Genomic DNA, 16,347 nt, shown 5'->3' with positions numbered 1-16,347 from the left:
GTCCGCGCCGGAGGACCTTCAAGGGTTCCCGGGCGGGCGCCATGACACGGGCGGGCAGGAGCCGGCTCACCACCGCATGCAAGCGCGATCTTGCACTGCACGCAAGTGCCGGAAACCACCCATACCCGAAAATGAACGGCGCCGATGCCCGAAACCGAGCGCCAAGGCCGCGCGCCGAACCTGTCGGACGGGCGGCGGGCGACCCGCGGAGCGTGCCGCGGGCCACCACGTCAGAACGGCATCAGGCCTTGGCCGGCTCGTCCGCGGGGCGCTGCTCGATCACGGAATCGATGAGGCCGAAGTCCTTGGCGGCGCCGGCCGTCATGAAGTTGTCGCGCTCGAGGGCGTTCTCGATTTCCTCAAAGGTGCGGCCCGTGTGCTTCACGTAGATTTCATTCAGCCGCTTCTTGAGGCTGAGGATTTCCTGGGCGTGCAGCATGATGTCCGTCACCTGGCCCTGGAAGCCGCCGGACGGCTGGTGGACCATGATTCGGGCATTCGGCAGGGCAAAGCGCAGGCCCTTCTCGCCGGCGGTCAGCAGCAGGGAGCCCATGGAGGCGGCCTGGCCGATGCACAGCGTGGAGACGGGCGGGCGGATGAACTGCATGGTGTCGTAGATGGCGAGGCCCGACGTCACCACTCCCCCGGGGGAGTTGATGTACATCGAGATTTCCTTCTTCGGATTCTCGGCTTCCAGGAACAGCAGCTGCGCCACCGCCAGGGTCGACATGCCGTCTTCCACGGGGCCGGTGAGGAAGATGATGCGCTCCTTCAGGAGGCGCGAATAAATGTCATAGGCCCGCTCGCCACGGTTGGTCTGCTCGACCACCATGGGAACGAGGTAATTCATGTAAGTATCAATGGGGTCGCGCATCTGAGATCCTCGGGCGCGGCCGCCCGGATGGGCCGGCCGCGCGCTATCGTCGCAGTGGAGAAACAGCGCCCCGTCAGGCCGCCTTTTCCTCATCCTCCTTGTAGAGCTCCTCGCGCGTGACTTCCTTTTCGGTCACGTTTGCAAGCTCCAGGAGGAAGTCGACGACCTTTTCCTCGAACAGGGGCGCACGCACGGACGCCATCGCCTGCGGATTGCGGCGATAATAGTCCCACACTTGCTGCTCCTGACCGGGGAATTGGCGCGCACGCTCCACCACCGCGCGCGTCACTTCGTCGTCGCTGACCTGAATATTGTTACGCTCGCCGATTTCCGCAAGCACCAGGCCGAGACGCACGCGCCGCTCGGCGATGCGCTGATAGTCGGCCTTGGCCTCGTCCTCGGAGGTGCCTTCGTCGGCGAAGGTGCGGCCCTGGGCGGTGAGGTCCTGCTGGACCTGGGCCCACACGCCGTCGAACTCCTGCGACACCAGGGTCGGCGGCACGTCGAACTTGTGCAGGCCGTCAAGGGCGTCGAGCAGGGCGCGCTTCACCTTCTGGCGGGCGACGCCGGCATGCTCGCGGGCGATGCGCTCGCGCACCTGGGTCTTCAGGGCGTCGAGGCCCTCAAGGCCCAGCGACTTGGCGAACTCGTCGTCGATGGTCAGGGCGCCCGGGGCTTCCACGGCCTTGGCGGTGACCTCGAACGAGGCGGCCTTGCCGGCCAGCTCGCGGGCCGCATAGGCCTCGGGGAAGGTCACGGAGATGGTGCGGTTCTCGCCGGCGGAAATGCCTTCGATCTGCTCTTCGAAGCCGGGGATGAAGCTCTTGGAGCCCAGCACCACCTGGATGTCCTGGCCCGCGCCGCCCTCGAACGGCACGCCGTCGATGGAGCCTACGAAGTCCACGGTCACGCGGTCGCCTGACGCAGCCGGGCCGTCCTTGGCCTCATAGGGGCGGTTGGCGTCGGCGAGGCGGTTGATGGTCTCGTCCACCTCGGCGTCGGACACCGACACCACCGGCTTCTCGATGGAGATGTCCTTGAAATTGCCGAGCTCGATCTTCGGCAGGATCTCCAGCTCCACCGTGTAGGACAGGTCCTGCCCGCCCTCGATGACGCCCTTCACCTCGGCCTCGTCGCTCGGCAGCTCGACGCGCGGCTGCAGCGCCAGGCGGAAGCCGTGCTCCTCGACGATCTTGCCATTGGCTTCGGTCACGGCGGCCTCGATCACTTCGGCCATCACGGACTTGCCATACACCTTCTTCAGATGCGCGACCGGCACCTTGCCGGGGCGGAATCCGTTGATGCGCACGCGGTCTTTCAGCTCGGAAAGCCGGGTGCTGGCCTTCGCGTCCAGATCCGCGGCGGGGAGGACCACGCGGAACGCGCGCTTGAGGCCGTCGGCCTGGGTTTCGGTCACCTGCATCGTCTTGCCTTCGTTCACTGTCCGCCTGCGGGGCGGCTCTTCTCTTAAAAAGGGTCGCGTCCACCGGAAGGGGCATCGTTCCGCTGCGACGGCATGGTGCGGGCGGAGGGTTTCGAACCCCCACGACTTTCGTCACGGGAACCTAAATCCCGCGCGTCTACCAGTTCCGCCACGCCCGCGGCCTCCACGAAACCGACCCTGCGACACCGCCGGGGAATGTCATTTCCGGCGCATGCCGCGGGAACGCCTGCTGTCGCTCGGGTCCACGCTTCCGGCACGGCTCAGCGGGTGCGTGATCCCTTGAATCGCGCACCGACCGAGCGGGCGCTTATATCATGGGGAAATCGGCGTGCAGCAAGAAAAAGCGCCCGTCCCCGGCCGTCCCGTGCTTTTGCCATCGTGCCCCGGTCTCCGGGCCGCCAGCGCAAGCTCGGCCGTTCTGGCGGGGTGGGGCAATTGCATCTTGCCCTTTGGGCGGCGAAAAGAGATGGTCCGCGCGTGGGCATCGCATCCCCGGGGGTTTGTTCATGTTGCGGTATCATGGTCCTTCTCGCCGTTCGGTCCTGGCGGGCGCCGCGGCGCTCGCCGTGAGCGGAGCCCTGCCGCGCTTGGCGAGGGCCCAGACCTCGGGCGGACCGGTGCGCCTGAAGGCCGCCAGCGTGGAGCGCATTGAGCTTGGCGGCTCCAAGCCCCTCGAACTGTTCCAGAACCTCCTGCCCGGCCCGGTGCTGCGCGTGAAGCGGGGCGCCACCCTCGCCGCCCTTGTGGACAATGCCCTCTCGGCGCCGCTGTCGGTGGTATTTCCCGGCGTGCGGTCGGTCGAGGCCGCCGCCGGCATCCAGGGTCTGACGGGCGAGGCCGTGGCGCCCACCGGCAGCCGCGACATCAGCTTCATTCCGCCGGACGCCGGCTCCTATTTCTACCGCGCCTTCGCGCCGGAGCAGGCCCTGCGCGGCCTGGTGGGGGCGCTGATCGTGGAAGAGGCCGACCCCTCCCCCTTCGCCAGCGACCAGGCGCTGGTGATCCAGTCCTTCTCGCCCGATCCCACCATGAAGGTGCCGCTGCTCACGGTGAATGGCGCGGTGTCGCCCACCCTGGAGGCGCCGGCGGGCGGGCGCTCGCGGGTGCGGCTCCTGAATGCCTCGCCCCATTTCCTGCGCGTCCATGTGACGGCGGCCGCGCCCTGCTACGTGCTGGCGGTGGACGGCCAGCCCACCGAGCCCTTCGTGATGAAGGACGGCCGCGCCCAGATCACGCCCGGCGGCCGGCTCGACATCACCGTGGACATGGGCACCGCCAATCCGGTGGTGCTGGAGGTGGAAACCAGCCAGTTGCCGGTGCAGCTCGCCATTCTCGTCCCGGTGGGCCCCGGCACCGCCACGGGCGCCCAGGCCAGCTTGCCCGCGCCCACGGCCCTGCCCTCCAATGGTCTGCCGGCCACCATCCCGCTGGACAATGCCACGCGCTATCAGGTGGACCTGGGCGGCCCCGCCCAATTGCAGTCCCTGCCGAGCCTCGGCACGGTGGAAAAGGGCTCCACCGTGGTGCTGGCCCTGGATAATCCCCACGACGTGCCGGTGGCCGTGCAGCTGTTCGGCGCCCCCGCCCGCATTCTCGACGGGGTGGATGACGGCTGGAAGCCCTGGTGGCACGACGCCATCGCGGTGCCGCCCAAGTCCACGGTGCGCGCGGCCCTCGCCGCTACCCTGCCCGGCAAATGGCCGATCCTCGCCCAGCGTGCGGGCGACGGCGTGTTGGTGGCGGCGCGCTCGTTCGAGGTCAAGTGACGCCCTCGCATGGCGCGCGAGAATCGCGGGCCATGCCTTTGTTCTGATGCGATAAATGGCTTGTGTGGTCGGGCGGCGCCCAGGCGTGGGCTGCCGTCACCGTCCGCCCGTCACCGTCCGCCCGGCGGGGTCAGCTCGGCGAACAGGCGGGCATAGATTTTCGGCAGGGCTTCCGGCAGATCGTCCGCGATCAGGCCGGGGCCGGCCTCCCGCGCGGCCTCGCCGTGGAGCCACACCGCCGCGGCGGCTGCCTCGAAGGCCGGCATGCCCTGGCTCAGCAGGCCGCAGATGAAGCCGGCCAGCACGTCGCCGGCGCCTGCCGTGGCCAGATAGGGGGGCGCATTCTCGGCAATGGCGGCCCGGCCGTCGGGGGACGCCACCACCGTGTCGGGACCCTTCAGGATGATCACCGCGCCGAGGTGATGCGCGGCGGCGCGGGCATGGGCGAGCTTTGAGGCGCCAGGCGCGATGATGTCCGCTTCCCCTGAGAACAGGCGGGAAAACTCGCCGTCATGGGGGGTAAGGACCGTCTCCCGCGCCTGGCCAATCAAGCCCGCGAGAGTCGCGGAGGCGCCCGCAAAGCTCGTGATGGCGTCCGCATCCACCACCAGCGCCCGATGGGGCGCGGCGGCCACGGCGAGCTTTTCCCGCGTCGCCTCCCCCACCCCTAGGCCCGGGCCAAGCAGCACCGCGCCGAAGCGCGAATCGGCGAGCATCGCGCGCAGCTCGTCCGCCGTGTCCACCGGGCGTGCCATCAAGGCGGCATAAGAGGCGGCATGGACCTCCCGCGCGTCGCGGGGGCAGGCGACCGTCACCAGGCCCGCCCCGGCGCGCAGGGTGCCCCGGGCGGCGAGCCGCGCGGCGCCCGCGGTCCAGGCCCCGCCGCTCACCACCACCCCGTGGCCGCGCCCATATTTGTGGCCCTCCGGCCGGGGCACCGGGAAGTGGTGCGACCAGATTTCGGGGCGATTGGCGAAGGTGCGCGGCGCAATGGGGCCCAGCACGGTGTCGGAAATGCCGATGTCCGCCACCCGCACCCGCCCGCACAGGAGGCGGCCGGGCATCAAGAGGTGGCCGGGCTTGCGGCGGAAGAAGGTGACGGTTTCCACCGCCTGCGCCGCCGCTCCCCGGATCTGCCCGGTGGCGCCGTCGAGCCCGGAGGGCAGGTCCACCGCGACGATGGGGCGCCCGCTGGCGGCCATTCTCTCCACCACCTGGCGTGCCGTCCCGTCCAGGTCGCGGGCAAGGCCCGCCCCGAACAGGGCGTCGACGATGAGGTCGCAGCCAGAGGGGTCCACCGCCTCCGCCGCCTCCACAGGCCCCTTCCAGCCCTCGGCCGCCCAGGCCGCGTCGCCTTTCAGGGCCGCGCGCGGGCCGAGGAGGGCCACCTTCACCCGATAGCCCCGCTGCGCCAGGATGCGGGCGGCCACGAAGCCGTCGCCGCCATTATTGCCCGGTCCGCAGAGGATCAGGATGCGGCTGGACAGGTCACGACGGGCCACCACATCGGCCACCGCCCGCCCGGCCTGCTCCATGAGCTGCGTTCCGGGAATACCGCCGGCAATGGTCAGGGCGTCCGCCCTTGCCATTTCCCTTGGGTCCAAAAGCTCGTTCATCCCCATACCCCCGCATGTGCCTAAATCGCGCACAAGAACGCCCGCCCGCGCGGCGAAAATTTCGCCCAATCCATAAACATTTGGCGTATAACCGGGCAGAGTTGGTCCCGGACGCCGTTCCTCATCCTGTATTGACGCCCATGGCACGCATCCTGCTTAACCGGATGGCGGCGCGGCCGGCCGGCGGTGGGGCCGGGCCACGGGGAGACGGAGCGCATGAAGAAGATCGAGGCCATCATCAAGCCCTTCAAGCTGGACGAGGTGAAGGAGGCGCTGCAGGAAGTCGGCCTGCAGGGCATCACCGTCACCGAGGCGAAGGGATTCGGTCGGCAGAAGGGCCACACGGAGCTGTATCGCGGCGCCGAGTATGTGGTGGATTTCCTGCCTAAGGTGAAGATCGAGGTCGTTTTGCCCGACGATATGGTAGAAAAGGCCGTGGACGCGATCCGCCGCGCCGCCCAGACCGGGCGCATCGGCGACGGCAAGATCTTCGTGTCCAGCATCGAGGAGGCGATCCGGATCAGAACCGGAGAGTCGGGCCTCGACGCCATCTGAGGTTCTGCAAGCAATAAGATGTATCTGTAGGAAAGGCTCAGATCCAAATGACCACCGCCAAGGATGTCCTTGAGTCCATCAAGGCCAACGACGTGCGTTACGTCGACCTGCGCTTCACCGATCCCCGCGGCAAGTGGCAGCATGTCACCTTCGACATCTCCATGATCGACGAGGAATTCTTCGCCGAGGGTACCGCCTTCGACGGTTCGTCCATCGCCGGCTGGAAGGCCATCAACGAATCCGACATGCAGCTGATGCCCGACCTCGGCACCGCCTGCATCGACCCCTTCTTCTCCGAAACCACGATGTCCATCGTCTGCGACATCCTGGAGCCCACCACCGGCGAGCCCTACGCCCGCGATCCCCGTTCGATCGCCCGCAAGGCCGAGGCCTATGCCAAGTCCACCGGCATCGGCGACACCGTCTATTTCGGCCCCGAGGCCGAGTTCTTCATCTTCGACGACGTCCGCTTCAAGGCCGACCCGTACAACACCGGCTTCAAGCTCGACTCGGTGGAACTGCCCACCAATTCCGACACCGATTATGAAGGCGGCAATCTCGGCCACCGGGTGCGGACCAAGGGCGGCTACTTCCCCGTGCCCCCGATCGACAGCGCGCAGGACATGCGCTCCGAGATGCTCGGCGCCATGGCCAAGATGGGCGCCAAGGTGGAAAAGCACCATCATGAAGTGGCGTCCGCCCAGCATGAGCTTGGCCTGAAGTTCGGCCCGCTCGTGACCATGGCCGACCACCTGCAGATCTACAAGTACTGCATCCACCAGGTGGCCAACATCTACGGCAAGACCGCCACCTTCATGCCGAAGCCGGTCTATGGCGACAACGGCTCGGGCATGCACGTCCACCAGTCCATCTGGAAGGACGGCAAGCCCCTGTTCGCCGGCGACAAGTATGCCGACCTGTCGCAGGAGTGCCTGTGGTACATCGGCGGCATCATCAAGCATGCCAAGTCGCTGAACGCCTTCACCAACCCGCTGACCAATTCCTACAAGCGGCTGGTGCCCGGCTATGAGGCCCCCGTGCTGCTCGCCTATTCGGCGCGCAACCGCTCGGCCTCCTGCCGCATCCCCTACACCAACAATCCGAAGGCCAAGCGCGTCGAGGTTCGCTTCCCCGATCCCGGCGCGAACCCCTACCTCGCCTTCGCGGCCCTGTTCATGGCCGGCATGGACGGCATCCTGAACCGCATCGATCCCGGCGCGGCCATGGACAAGGACCTGTACGACCTGCCCCCCGCCGAGCTGAAGCAGATCCCCACCGTCTGCGGCTCGCTGCGCGAGGCCCTGAAGGCCCTCGAGGACGACAATGCCTACCTGACCAAGGGCGGCGTGTTCACCGAGGACTTCATCAGCGCCTATATCGACCTCAAGATGACCGAAGTGATGCGTTTCGAGATGACGCCCCACCCGGTCGAGTTCGAGATGTACTACTCGGTCTGATCCGGCGCCTCTTCGCGGGGGCGTCCATGGCCTGCGAGACCCCGCCGAGCGATCGGCGGGGTTTCTTTTTGGCCGCCGGCCGGTTGCCGGTCCTAGAGCATTTCCGAGCGAAGTGGGAACCGGCTCGCGTGAAGGAAATGCGTGAAAACAAAGAAATAGAGCGTCTCCGTGTTTCCATGAAACTCTGAGACGCTCTAGACCGCCTCCTCCTGCGCCCGGAGCAGGCGCTGGGCGATGGCGGAGGCGCTCATCACATGCTGGAGGGCGGCGGCATGGGCGCCCTCCCCGTCCCCCGCCTTGATGGCGGCCACGATGCGCTGCATCTGGATCGGCCCGTCCGTGTCGCGCCCCTCCGTCTTGATGGTCATGGACCGCAGATGGTTGATGCGCACGGTGAGCGAGGAGACGATGCCCCAGGCGATCTCCTTGTCCGCATGGTGGAACAGGGTGCGGTAGAATTCCGTGGTGGCGGCGAGCACGCCGGGCATGTCGCGCCCGGCATAGCCGGCCTGGATGCCGGCGAGGCAGGTCTCCAGCGCCGCGATCATGTCCGGCGTGCGCCGCTCGGCGCAGGCGCGGGCGGCGATGCCTTCCAGCGCCCCGCGGATCTCATAGATCTGCAGCGCATCCGCGGCCGTGGTGCGCGCCACGATGGGCCCGCGCGCCTGGAGGGTGGCCACCAGCCCTTCGGTCTCCAAATGGCGCAGCACCTCCCGCACGATGGTGCGGCTGACCCCCAATTGCTCGCACAGGTCCCGCTCCACCAGCCGTTCCCCGGGCTTGAAGCGCTGGGCGTAGATGGCCTCGCGCATCTTATCCAGCGTCAGCTCCCGAAGGGTCTTGGCCGGGCGGTCCACCCGCAGGGGTTCGAGCGCAGCGTTCATGGGTGCAAGGTCCTGTTTGACGACACCTGACGCAGGCCGGGGGATTCTTCAATCCATGCCATCCCAGGGGAGGGCTGTTTCAAGAAATTCACCCGTCACGCAAATGCGCCGTTGTGGGTCCAATTTTGGCATGCCATATTACGGCACGCCATAAATATTCCAGCGGGCGACGCAATGACCTTCCTCTTTTCCGCACGATCCGCCTCTCCCGTGCTGACGCGCGCGGCTTTGAAACTGTCTGGTTTTGTCGCCGGCCTGGTGATGCTCGGCGCGGGCGCGCAGGCGCAAGACTGCAAGCCGAAGATCGCAGACGCCCTCCTCGTGAAGCCCGGCTTCTTCGTCATGGCCACCAGCCCCACCTTGCCGCCCATGGCCTATGCGGACCAGAAGGGCGTGCTGAAGGGCCTGCGCATCGACCTTGGCTATGAGATCGCCAAGCGGCTGTGCCTGAAGCCGGAATTCATCAGCACCGAATATGCGGCCATGATTCCCGGCCTCCAGGGCAAGCGCTGGGACATGATCGATGCGGGCCTGTTCGTGACGCCCGAGCGGCTGAAGATGCTCTACATGATCCCCTATGAGAATCTGGCCATCTCCATCTCCACGGCGGTGAAGGGGGGCGCGCCCATCACCAAGGTGGACGATCTGGCCGGCAAGACCATCAGCACCGACATCGGCGGCTATGCCGAGCGCAAGATGCGCGACCTGAACAAGGACTTCCAGGCCCGCGGCCTGAAGCCCATGACCATCAATCTGTTCGACAATTACGCCACCGTCTACCAGGCGCTGCGCGCGGGGCAGGTGGATGCGGCGGTCTCCATCGACCCCGTGGCCAAGCAGTATCAGGACCGGGGCGAGTTCACCCATGCGCTGAGCGGCATGTATGCCACCCCCGGCTCGCTGGCCTTTGGCGACAAGGCGGTGGCCGAGGCGGTGGCGGGCGTGATGCAGGAGATGGAGACCGACGGCTATCTGCCGAAGCTCCTCGCCGAATATGGCGTCGGCCGCGCCGAGGGCGGCATCAAGGTTCTCGGCCCCAACTGAGGGGCGGGCACGCGCCCTTTTTCCTGACCGGCCATCCGGCCTGAACCGGCGGAGCGCCCCGCTCCGCCTCTCCCCATCCGCACGGCGCCGGGCCTCCCGGACGCCGCCGGGCTCCTGCTGCTTGCGAGGCTTCCGTGAAGGGTTGGCACTGGGACGGCTTCTTTGAATATCTCACCAATGGCTACCTCATCGAGGGCGCCTTCGTGACGCTGGGGCTGACCGTCTTCTCGATCCTGTTCGGCCTGATGCTGGGCTTCGTCATCGCCGTCATGCGCATGTCGAAGTACAAGTTCCTGTCTGGACCGGCCTATTTCTATACCTGGATCATGCGGGGCACCCCGCTCTTGGTGCAGCTCATCATCATCTATACGGGCCTGCCGCAGATCGGCATCAAGTTCTCGGTGATCGAGTCGACCCTCATCGGCCTGACCCTGAACGAGGCGGCCTATCTCTCCGAGATCGTACGCGCCGGCATCGCCGCCGTGCCGCGCGGCCAGGTGAATGCGGCGCGGGCCATCGGCATGACGCCCTTCCAGGTGATGCGCTACGTGGTGGCCCCGCAGGCCTTCCGCATCATCATTCCCCCGCTGGGCAATTCGGTGAACGGGGTGCTCAAGACCACCTCCATCGCCTCGATCATCTCCATGGAGGAACTGCTCCGCCGCACCCAGGTCCTGATCCAGGAACGCTTCCTGGTGCTGGAGCTCTTCGTCGTGGCGGCCATCTACTATCTCATCATGACCACCGCCTGGGAGTTCGTGCAGCGCTGGATCGAGCGCCGGTTCGGCCGTGCCTTCGACCCCCAGGCGGGCCAAGCGGGGTCGGCTGAGCCGGCAGGCCTTGCAGAGCAGCGGTGAGATCATGAGCAAGGTATCTGGCGAGACTTCCCCCATGCTCGAGATCAAGGGCATCAACAAGTGGTACGGCACCTTCCAGGTGCTCAAGAACTGCACGCTCAATGTGGCGCGCGGCGAGGTGGTGGTGGTGTGCGGGCCGTCGGGCTCCGGCAAGTCCACCCTCATCAAGTGCGTGAATGCGCTGGAGGGCGTCGATGGCGGCGAGATCCGCCTGGAAGGCAAGTCGGTCACCGACGGCAAGGCCAATTTGCCCAAGCTGCGCTCGCGCGTGGGCATGGTGTTCCAGCATTTCGAGCTGTTCCCCCACATGAGCGTGCTCGACAATCTCTGCATCGGCCAGGAGAAGGTTCTAAAGCGCGATAGGGCCGAGGCCGAGCGCAAGGCGAAGGCCCTGCTGGAGCGCGTGGGCATGGCGAGCCATGCGGGGAAATATCCCCTCCAGCTTTCCGGCGGCCAGCAGCAGCGCATCGCCATCGCCCGCGCCTTGGCCATGGACCCCATCGCCATGCTCTTCGACGAGCCCACCTCCGCCCTCGATCCGGAAATGATTACCGAGGTGCTGGATGTGATGGTCGCGCTCGCCCAGGAGGGCATGACCATGATGGTGGTGACCCACGAAATGGGCTTCGCCCGCAAGGTCGCGGACCGGGTGGTGTTCATGGACCGGGGCGAGATCGTCGAGGACACGGCCAAGGAGCGCTTCTTCGCCGATCCCGCCAGCGACCGGGCCAAGCTCTTCCTCTCCAAGATCCTGTCGCACTGACAGACCCGCATCCGGCGCCACGCCGGGTGCGACGCCACGCGGGCCGCATCAGGCCTCGCACTTTGGCATGCCATAATATCGTTACGGAAAGCGTCCCATGCTCAAGCTTCGCAAGGTGGTCAATTACGACGAGAAGGTCCTCATCGAGGGCGGCAAGGAAGCCCCTCGCCCGCTTCATCTGTTCGGCGCGGCGGCGGTGCTGGCCAATCCCTGGGCCGGACGCGGCTTCGTGGAGGATCTCCAGCCGGAAATCATGGCCATCGCCCCCGTCCTCGGCGCGCTGCTGACCGAGGAAATCCTGCGCCGCGCCGGCTCCGGCGAGGTGGTGGAAGGCTATGGCAAGGCGGCTTTGTGCGGCACCGCCGGAGAGGTGGAGCATGCCTCCGCCCTCATCCACACCCTGCATTTCGGCAATCATTATCGCCGCGCCGTGGGGGCCAAGACCTATCTCGCCTTCACCAATGTACGCGGCGGGCCGGACACGCCCATCATGATCCCGCTCATGGACAAGCATGACGAGGGCCGGCGCTCCCATTACCTCACCGTCCACTTCTCCATTCCCGATGCCCCCGCCCCCGACGAACTGGTGGTGGCGCTGGGCGCCTCCATTGGCGGGCGGCCACATCACCGCATCGGCGACCGCTACAAGGACCTCGAAAGCCTGAAGGACCTCCATGGCTGAGCGGCCTTCCCCCGCGCATGGCGCGGCCCAAGGTACCGCCCCGGTGCATCTGCGCGGCGGCGGCGTGTCCGGGGACATCACCTATCTGCGCCAGGGCGCGGGACCCGTGGTGGTGCTCATCCATGGGGTGGGCATGAATGCCGCCATCTGGCAGCCCCAGATGGCCGCGCTTTCCGCCGGCCATGACGTGATCGCCCTCGACATGCCCGGCCATGGCGGCTCCCTCCTGCCGCCCAACCCGCCGACCCTCGACGATTACGCCGATGCGGTCATCGGGTTGCTCGATGCCCTCGGCATCGAAATGGCGGCTTTGGTGGGCCATTCCATGGGCGCGCTGGTGGCGACCCACACGGCGCTGCGCAACCCCGAGCGGGTGAGCCGGCTCATCGCCATGAACGCCGTCTTCCGCCGCTCGCCCGAGCTGAAGCAGGCGGTGCAGGCGCGAGCCGTGGAGCTGGAGGAAAAGGGCTTTTCCGCCTCCATCGCGCCGACATTGGCCCGCTGGTTCGGCGATCCTGTGCCTCCCGGGCTGGAACTTGCCGCCACCCTCTCCAGCGCCGCCCTGCGCACCGTGAATGTGGAAGGCTATCGCCGCACCTATTGGCTGTTCGCCACCTCGGACGAGGCGCTCGCCCCGGCCTTGCCCGGCCTGAAGGTGCCGGCCCTCTTCATCACCGGCGAGTTCGACGCCAATTCCTCGCCCGCCATGTCCCGCGAGATGGCGCGGATCGCGCCCGGCGCCCGTGCCGAGATCGTGCCCGGCGTGCGGCACATGATGGCGCTCACCCATCCCGACGAGATCAATAGCCGGCTCCGGACCTTCCTGGACGAGGCGCTCGCCGACGCTGCCCACCCCCTGCCCGCCGAGGTCGGCCCATGACCGAGATCACGACCTTCGCCCACTATATTGACGGCGCCTTCGAGACCCCGGCCGCGACCTTCGACAGCATCGACCCCTCCCGCGAGGAGGTCTGGGCCCGCATGCCCCGCGCCGGCGCCGAGGACGTGGACCGCGCGGTCCGCGCCGCCCACCGCGCCATGCGGGACGGCCCCTGGGCGCGCATGACCGCCACCGAGCGCGGCCGCCTGCTCTATCGCCTGGGCGACCTCGTCACCGCCCATGCTGGCGAGCTGGCGGAGCTGGAGACCCGCGACACCGGCAAGATCATCCGCGAGACCCGCGCCCAGATCGGCTATGTGGGTTCCTACTATCGCTATTTCGGCGGCCTCGCCGACAAGCATCACGGCATGGTCCTGCCCATCGACAAGCCGGACATGGACGTGACCTTGCGCCCCGAGCCCATCGGGGTGGTCGCCGCCATCGTGCCGTGGAACTCCCAACTCTTCCTGTCCGCCGTGAAGCTGGGTCCGGCGCTCGCCGCCGGCTGCGCGGTGGTGCTGAAGGCCTCCGAGGACGGCCCTGCCCCCCTCCTGGCCTTCGCCCGCCTGGTGGAAGAGGCCGGCTTCCCGCCGGGGGTGGTGAACATCCTGACCGGCTTCGGAGCCGATTGCGGGGCGGCGCTGACCACCCATCCCCTGGTCGCTCGAATCGCCTTTACCGGGGGACCGGAGACCGCGCGGCAGATCGTGAGGAACAGCGCGGAGAATCTGGCCTATACCAGCCTAGAACTGGGCGGAAAGTCGCCTGTTCTGGTGTTTTCAGACGCCCATTTCGAGAGTGCCGCGAACGCCGTGGTGGCCGGCATCTTCGCCGCCTCCGGCCAGAGCTGCACCGCAGGCTCCCTCCTGCTGGTGGAACGCAAGATCGCCGAACCCTTCCTCAAGCTATTGGCGGAAAAAGCGAAAGCCATCCGCATCGGCGATCCGCAGGACCCCGCCACCGAGATGGGCCCGCTCGCCACCGCCCGGCAGGTGGCCCATCTGGAATCAACCATCGCCGCCAGCCTCTCGGCGGGGGCGGAACTCGTCACCGGAGGCGGCAGAGCAGAGGGGTTCTCGCGCGGATTCTACGTTGCTCCGACCATCCTCCGGTCTGAAGACACGCAGATCCCCTGTTTCCGCTCCGAATTCTTCGGCCCGGTCCTGAGCGCCACCACCTTCGACACCGAGGAGGAGGCCCTGGCCAAGGCCAACGACACCCCCTTTGGCCTCGCAAGCGGCGTCTTCACCACGAATCTGGCCCGCGCCCATCGGCTAAGCGCTTCCATTCGCGCGGGAATTGTCTGGGTGAACACCTATCGCGCGGTCTCCCCCATGGCCCCGTTCGGCGGCTATGGCCTGTCCGGTTTGGGCCGGGAGGCGGGGGCGGATTCCATCCGCGACTACACCCGCACCAAGACGGTCTGGATCAACACCTCCGACGCCCCCATCCCCGACCCCTTCGTGATGCGCTGAGCGCCGGGAGCCGAGCCATGATGAACCGCGTCCTCACCCCCCGCGAACTCTTGATCGGCGGCGGAAGCCTGAAGTTCCTGCCGGAACTTCTCGCTCGCCTCGGCGTCCGCAAACCGCTTCTGGTGGTCGATCCCACCATCCTGCGCCTCGGACTTGCGGACGCCGCAATCGCGGCCCTGGAGGCGGCGGGGAACCCGGCGGTGGTGTTCTCGCAGGTGGTGGAGGACCCCACCGACGTGAGCGTGCTCGATGCCGTCAACCTCTTGAAATCTCAGAGGTGTGACGGCGTCATTGGCTTCGGCGGCGGCAGCGCCATCGACACCGCCAAGGGTGCCGCCATCGTCGCAAGCACGGGCGAGGACATCCGCGGCCTGAAGGTCCCCCGCATCGTCGACCTGCCCACCCTGCCCCTTGTGGCCATCCCTACCACCGCCGGGACGGGCAGCGAAGTGACCCGCGCCTGTGTCATCACCGACACGGAGCGTCACGAGAAGATGTTGATTCTAGGCACATCTGCGCTGCCGGCTGCTGCCATTGTCGACTATGAACTGACCCTCACCTGCCCCTTCCGGGTGACCGTGGACACCGGCCTCGATGCCCTCACCCACGCCCTGGAAGCCCTCATCAACCGCAACCGCAATCCCCATGCGGACGCCCTTGCCCTCTCGGCGCTGAAGCTGATCGGCGCGAACCTGGAGATTGCGGCGACCACGCCCGGCGACAGAAAAGCCCGTGAAGCCATGATGTTAGGCGCAACCCACGCGGGGCTTGCGGTGTCCAACACATCCACCGCCCTCATCCATGGCCTCAGCCGGCCCATCGGCGCCCTCTTCCATGTGCCCCATGGCCTGTCCAACGCCATGCTGCTGCCGCTGGTCACGGACTTCTCCCTCTCCGCCGCCCCCGATGCTTACGCTGCCGCCGCCCGGGCCCTGGGCTGGGCAGCCTCGGGAACCGAGGATGAGGAGGCCTGCCGTCTCCTGGTGGAAGGCTTCCGCGGCCTCAATGACCGCTTGAAAGTCCCGACACCAAAGGCCTTTGGGATCGACGAAACCCGTTACCGGGCCTTGATTCCCGAAATGGCCCGCCAGGCTCTTGCCTCTGGTACCCCCGGCAACAACCCGAGGGTGCCGAGCATGGAGCAGACCATTGCCCTCTACGAATCCGCCTGGGAATGAGAGGCTCTCAGGCGGCCCCGCCCAGCAGGCGTTCCAGGATCTGGCCTTCCAACTGCGCCAGCTCGGGGCTGCCCTTGCGGCGCGGTCGCTCCAAGGGGACGGCGAGGTCGAGGGCGATGCGACCGTCTTCGATCAGAACCACCCGGTCGGCCAGGGCCACCGCCTCTGAGACGTCGTGCGTGACCAGCACCGCCGTGAAGCCCTGCTGGAGCCAGATCCGCTCCAGCAGCCGCTGCATCTCGATGCGGGTGAGCGCATCAAGCGCGCCCAGGGGTTCGTCGAAGGCCAGGATGCGGGGCCGGCTGGCGAGCGCCCGGGCGAGCGCCACCCGCTGGCGCTGCCCACCGGAGAGCACCGCGGGCCATTCCCCTGCCCGATCGGACAGGCCGACCTCTGCCAGAAGCCGAAGTGCCGCCTCGCGCTTCTTGCGTCGGTCGCGGATATGGGACAGGCCAACCGCCACGTTGGCCTCCACCCGCGCCCAGGGCAGCAGGCGAGGTTCCTGGAACATCACCCGCACGATGTCCGACCGTTCGTGCCCGCCGGCAATGGCGAGGCGGCCGGAGGTTGGAGCATCAAGGCCGGTCAGGAGGCGCAGCAGCGTGCTCTTGCCGCAGCCGCTTTTGCCGATCACCGCCACGAACTGGCCGGCTGGGACGTAAAGGTCGATCCCGTGGAGAACCTCCTTCTGCCCAAAGGATTTGCGCACCCCCTCAAGGGTGAAGGCGACACCGGTCCGCTGGGCACTGGCTGGCGGTTCCAGGACCCCGCGCTGCACCAGGGCCGGGCTGGCAAGGGCCGGTGCGTCGTCGAAGCGGACCGTGGTGTCGGAGGCGGCACCGGCGCCGCGCAGGGCGATGGTCATGCAGGTC

At 67.4% G+C, this 16,347-nt stretch carries 15 protein-coding genes and 1 tRNA gene; 10 read left to right on the top strand and 6 right to left on the bottom strand.

Going from position 1 to position 16,347, the window contains the following annotated elements; all coding sequences use genetic code 11:
• Window positions 1-241 precede the first annotated feature (241 nt).
• From ACT54L_RS14930 to ACT54L_RS14920, 3 genes are all read right to left on the bottom strand, one after another.
• Window positions 242-874 carry an ATP-dependent Clp protease proteolytic subunit gene (locus ACT54L_RS14930; protein ID WP_476086426.1) on the bottom strand — a complete coding sequence of 211 codons (633 nt, stop codon included), beginning with the start codon at window positions 872-874 and terminating at the stop codon, window positions 242-244.
• 73 nt (window positions 875-947) lie between these two features.
• A complete protein-coding gene (gene tig / locus ACT54L_RS14925) occupies window positions 948-2,297 on the bottom strand; it encodes a trigger factor (protein WP_476086425.1) in 1,350 nt (449 codons plus the stop codon).
• Window positions 2,298-2,391: 94 nt separating this feature from the next.
• Window positions 2,392-2,476, bottom strand: a tRNA-Leu gene (locus tag ACT54L_RS14920).
• 429 nt (window positions 2,477-2,905) lie between these two features.
• Here ACT54L_RS14920 and ACT54L_RS14915 point away from each other — a divergent pair.
• On the top strand, window positions 2,906-4,084 hold the full coding sequence (locus ACT54L_RS14915; RefSeq protein ID WP_476086424.1) for a multicopper oxidase family protein: 1,179 nt from the start codon (window positions 2,906-2,908) through the stop codon (window positions 4,082-4,084).
• Between the two features lie 110 nt (window positions 4,085-4,194).
• Here the strand turns inward: ACT54L_RS14915 and ACT54L_RS14910 are convergent, their stop codons facing one another.
• Window positions 4,195-5,673: an NAD(P)H-hydrate dehydratase gene (locus ACT54L_RS14910; RefSeq protein WP_476086423.1), complete on the bottom strand. Its 1,479-nt coding sequence runs from the start codon at window positions 5,671-5,673 to the stop codon at window positions 4,195-4,197.
• A gap of 243 nt (window positions 5,674-5,916) precedes the next feature.
• Between ACT54L_RS14910 and ACT54L_RS14905 the strand changes: the two genes are divergently transcribed.
• Both ACT54L_RS14905 and glnA read left to right on the top strand, forming a co-directional pair.
• The gene (locus ACT54L_RS14905; RefSeq protein ID WP_209100254.1) at window positions 5,917-6,255 is read left to right on the top strand and encodes a P-II family nitrogen regulator; all 339 of its coding nucleotides are present in this window, start codon (window positions 5,917-5,919) and stop codon (window positions 6,253-6,255) included.
• A gap of 47 nt (window positions 6,256-6,302) precedes the next feature.
• The gene (gene glnA / locus ACT54L_RS14900) at window positions 6,303-7,712 is read left to right on the top strand and encodes a type I glutamate--ammonia ligase (RefSeq protein ID WP_476086422.1); all 1,410 of its coding nucleotides are present in this window, start codon (window positions 6,303-6,305) and stop codon (window positions 7,710-7,712) included.
• A gap of 194 nt (window positions 7,713-7,906) precedes the next feature.
• On the opposite strand, the gene ACT54L_RS14895 is transcribed toward glnA, so the two are convergent.
• Entirely contained in the window at window positions 7,907-8,596 is a 690-nt protein-coding gene (locus tag ACT54L_RS14895; protein ID WP_476086421.1) for a GntR family transcriptional regulator, read from the bottom strand.
• Window positions 8,597-8,770: 174 nt separating this feature from the next.
• On the opposite strand from ACT54L_RS14895, the gene ACT54L_RS14890 reads away from it, so the two are divergent.
• The 7 genes from ACT54L_RS14890 (at window position 8,771) to ACT54L_RS14860 (ending at window position 15,475) form a co-directional block, all read left to right on the top strand.
• Window positions 8,771-9,640, top strand: a complete 870-nt coding sequence (locus ACT54L_RS14890) for a transporter substrate-binding domain-containing protein (RefSeq protein ID WP_476086420.1) — start codon at window positions 8,771-8,773, stop codon at window positions 9,638-9,640.
• 134 nt (window positions 9,641-9,774) lie between these two features.
• Window positions 9,775-10,497, top strand: coding sequence for an amino acid ABC transporter permease (locus ACT54L_RS14885; RefSeq protein WP_476086419.1), 723 nt, complete (start codon window positions 9,775-9,777; stop codon window positions 10,495-10,497).
• A 34-nt stretch (window positions 10,498-10,531) separates the two neighbouring features.
• Window positions 10,532-11,260, top strand: coding sequence for an amino acid ABC transporter ATP-binding protein (locus tag ACT54L_RS14880; RefSeq protein ID WP_476086689.1), 729 nt, complete (start codon window positions 10,532-10,534; stop codon window positions 11,258-11,260).
• Between the two features lie 97 nt (window positions 11,261-11,357).
• A complete protein-coding gene (locus ACT54L_RS14875; RefSeq protein ID WP_476086418.1) occupies window positions 11,358-11,942 on the top strand; it encodes an amino acid synthesis family protein in 585 nt (194 codons plus the stop codon).
• Window positions 11,935-12,822 carry an alpha/beta fold hydrolase gene (locus ACT54L_RS14870; protein ID WP_476086417.1) on the top strand — a complete coding sequence of 296 codons (888 nt, stop codon included), beginning with the start codon at window positions 11,935-11,937 and terminating at the stop codon, window positions 12,820-12,822. The genes ACT54L_RS14875 and ACT54L_RS14870 overlap by 8 nt, the downstream gene beginning before the upstream one ends.
• A gap of 5 nt (window positions 12,823-12,827) precedes the next feature.
• Complete coding sequence (locus ACT54L_RS14865; RefSeq protein ID WP_476086688.1) at window positions 12,828-14,297, top strand: aldehyde dehydrogenase; 1,470 nt, start codon at window positions 12,828-12,830, stop codon at window positions 14,295-14,297.
• A 17-nt stretch (window positions 14,298-14,314) separates the two neighbouring features.
• Window positions 14,315-15,475 carry an iron-containing alcohol dehydrogenase gene (locus tag ACT54L_RS14860; RefSeq protein ID WP_476086416.1) on the top strand — a complete coding sequence of 387 codons (1,161 nt, stop codon included), beginning with the start codon at window positions 14,315-14,317 and terminating at the stop codon, window positions 15,473-15,475.
• Window positions 15,476-15,482: 7 nt separating this feature from the next.
• On the opposite strand, the gene ACT54L_RS14855 is transcribed toward ACT54L_RS14860, so the two are convergent.
• The gene (locus ACT54L_RS14855) at window positions 15,483-16,340 is read right to left on the bottom strand and encodes an ATP-binding cassette domain-containing protein (RefSeq protein WP_476086415.1); all 858 of its coding nucleotides are present in this window, start codon (window positions 16,338-16,340) and stop codon (window positions 15,483-15,485) included.
• Window positions 16,341-16,347 lie beyond the last annotated feature (7 nt).

It is taken from the genome of Aquabacter sp. DMC10 (assembly GCF_056314145.1).
The sequence above is the reverse complement of the archived record's forward strand: the minus strand, read 5'-3'. Positions and strand labels throughout refer to the sequence as shown.

Coding starts and splice junctions, on each gene's coding strand:
- ACT54L_RS14905 (WP_209100254.1), top strand. CDS start 5,917: ATGAAGAAGATCGAGGCCATCATCAAGCCCTTCAAGCTGGACGAGGTG.
- ACT54L_RS14860 (WP_476086416.1), top strand. CDS start 14,315: ATGATGAACCGCGTCCTCACCCCCCGCGAACTCTTGATCGGCGGCGGA.
- ACT54L_RS14930 (WP_476086426.1), bottom strand. CDS start 874: ATGCGCGACCCCATTGATACTTACATGAATTACCTCGTTCCCATGGTG.
- ACT54L_RS14910 (WP_476086423.1), bottom strand. CDS start 5,673: ATGGCAAGGGCGGACGCCCTGACCATTGCCGGCGGTATTCCCGGAACG.
- ACT54L_RS14880 (WP_476086689.1), top strand. CDS start 10,532: ATGCTCGAGATCAAGGGCATCAACAAGTGGTACGGCACCTTCCAGGTG.
- ACT54L_RS14890 (WP_476086420.1), top strand. CDS start 8,771: ATGACCTTCCTCTTTTCCGCACGATCCGCCTCTCCCGTGCTGACGCGC.
- ACT54L_RS14855 (WP_476086415.1), bottom strand. CDS start 16,340: ATGACCATCGCCCTGCGCGGCGCCGGTGCCGCCTCCGACACCACGGTC.
- ACT54L_RS14875 (WP_476086418.1), top strand. CDS start 11,358: ATGCTCAAGCTTCGCAAGGTGGTCAATTACGACGAGAAGGTCCTCATC.
- ACT54L_RS14870 (WP_476086417.1), top strand. CDS start 11,935: ATGGCTGAGCGGCCTTCCCCCGCGCATGGCGCGGCCCAAGGTACCGCC.
- ACT54L_RS14895 (WP_476086421.1), bottom strand. CDS start 8,596: ATGAACGCTGCGCTCGAACCCCTGCGGGTGGACCGCCCGGCCAAGACC.
- glnA (WP_476086422.1), top strand. CDS start 6,303: ATGACCACCGCCAAGGATGTCCTTGAGTCCATCAAGGCCAACGACGTG.
- tig (WP_476086425.1), bottom strand. CDS start 2,297: ATGCAGGTGACCGAAACCCAGGCCGACGGCCTCAAGCGCGCGTTCCGC.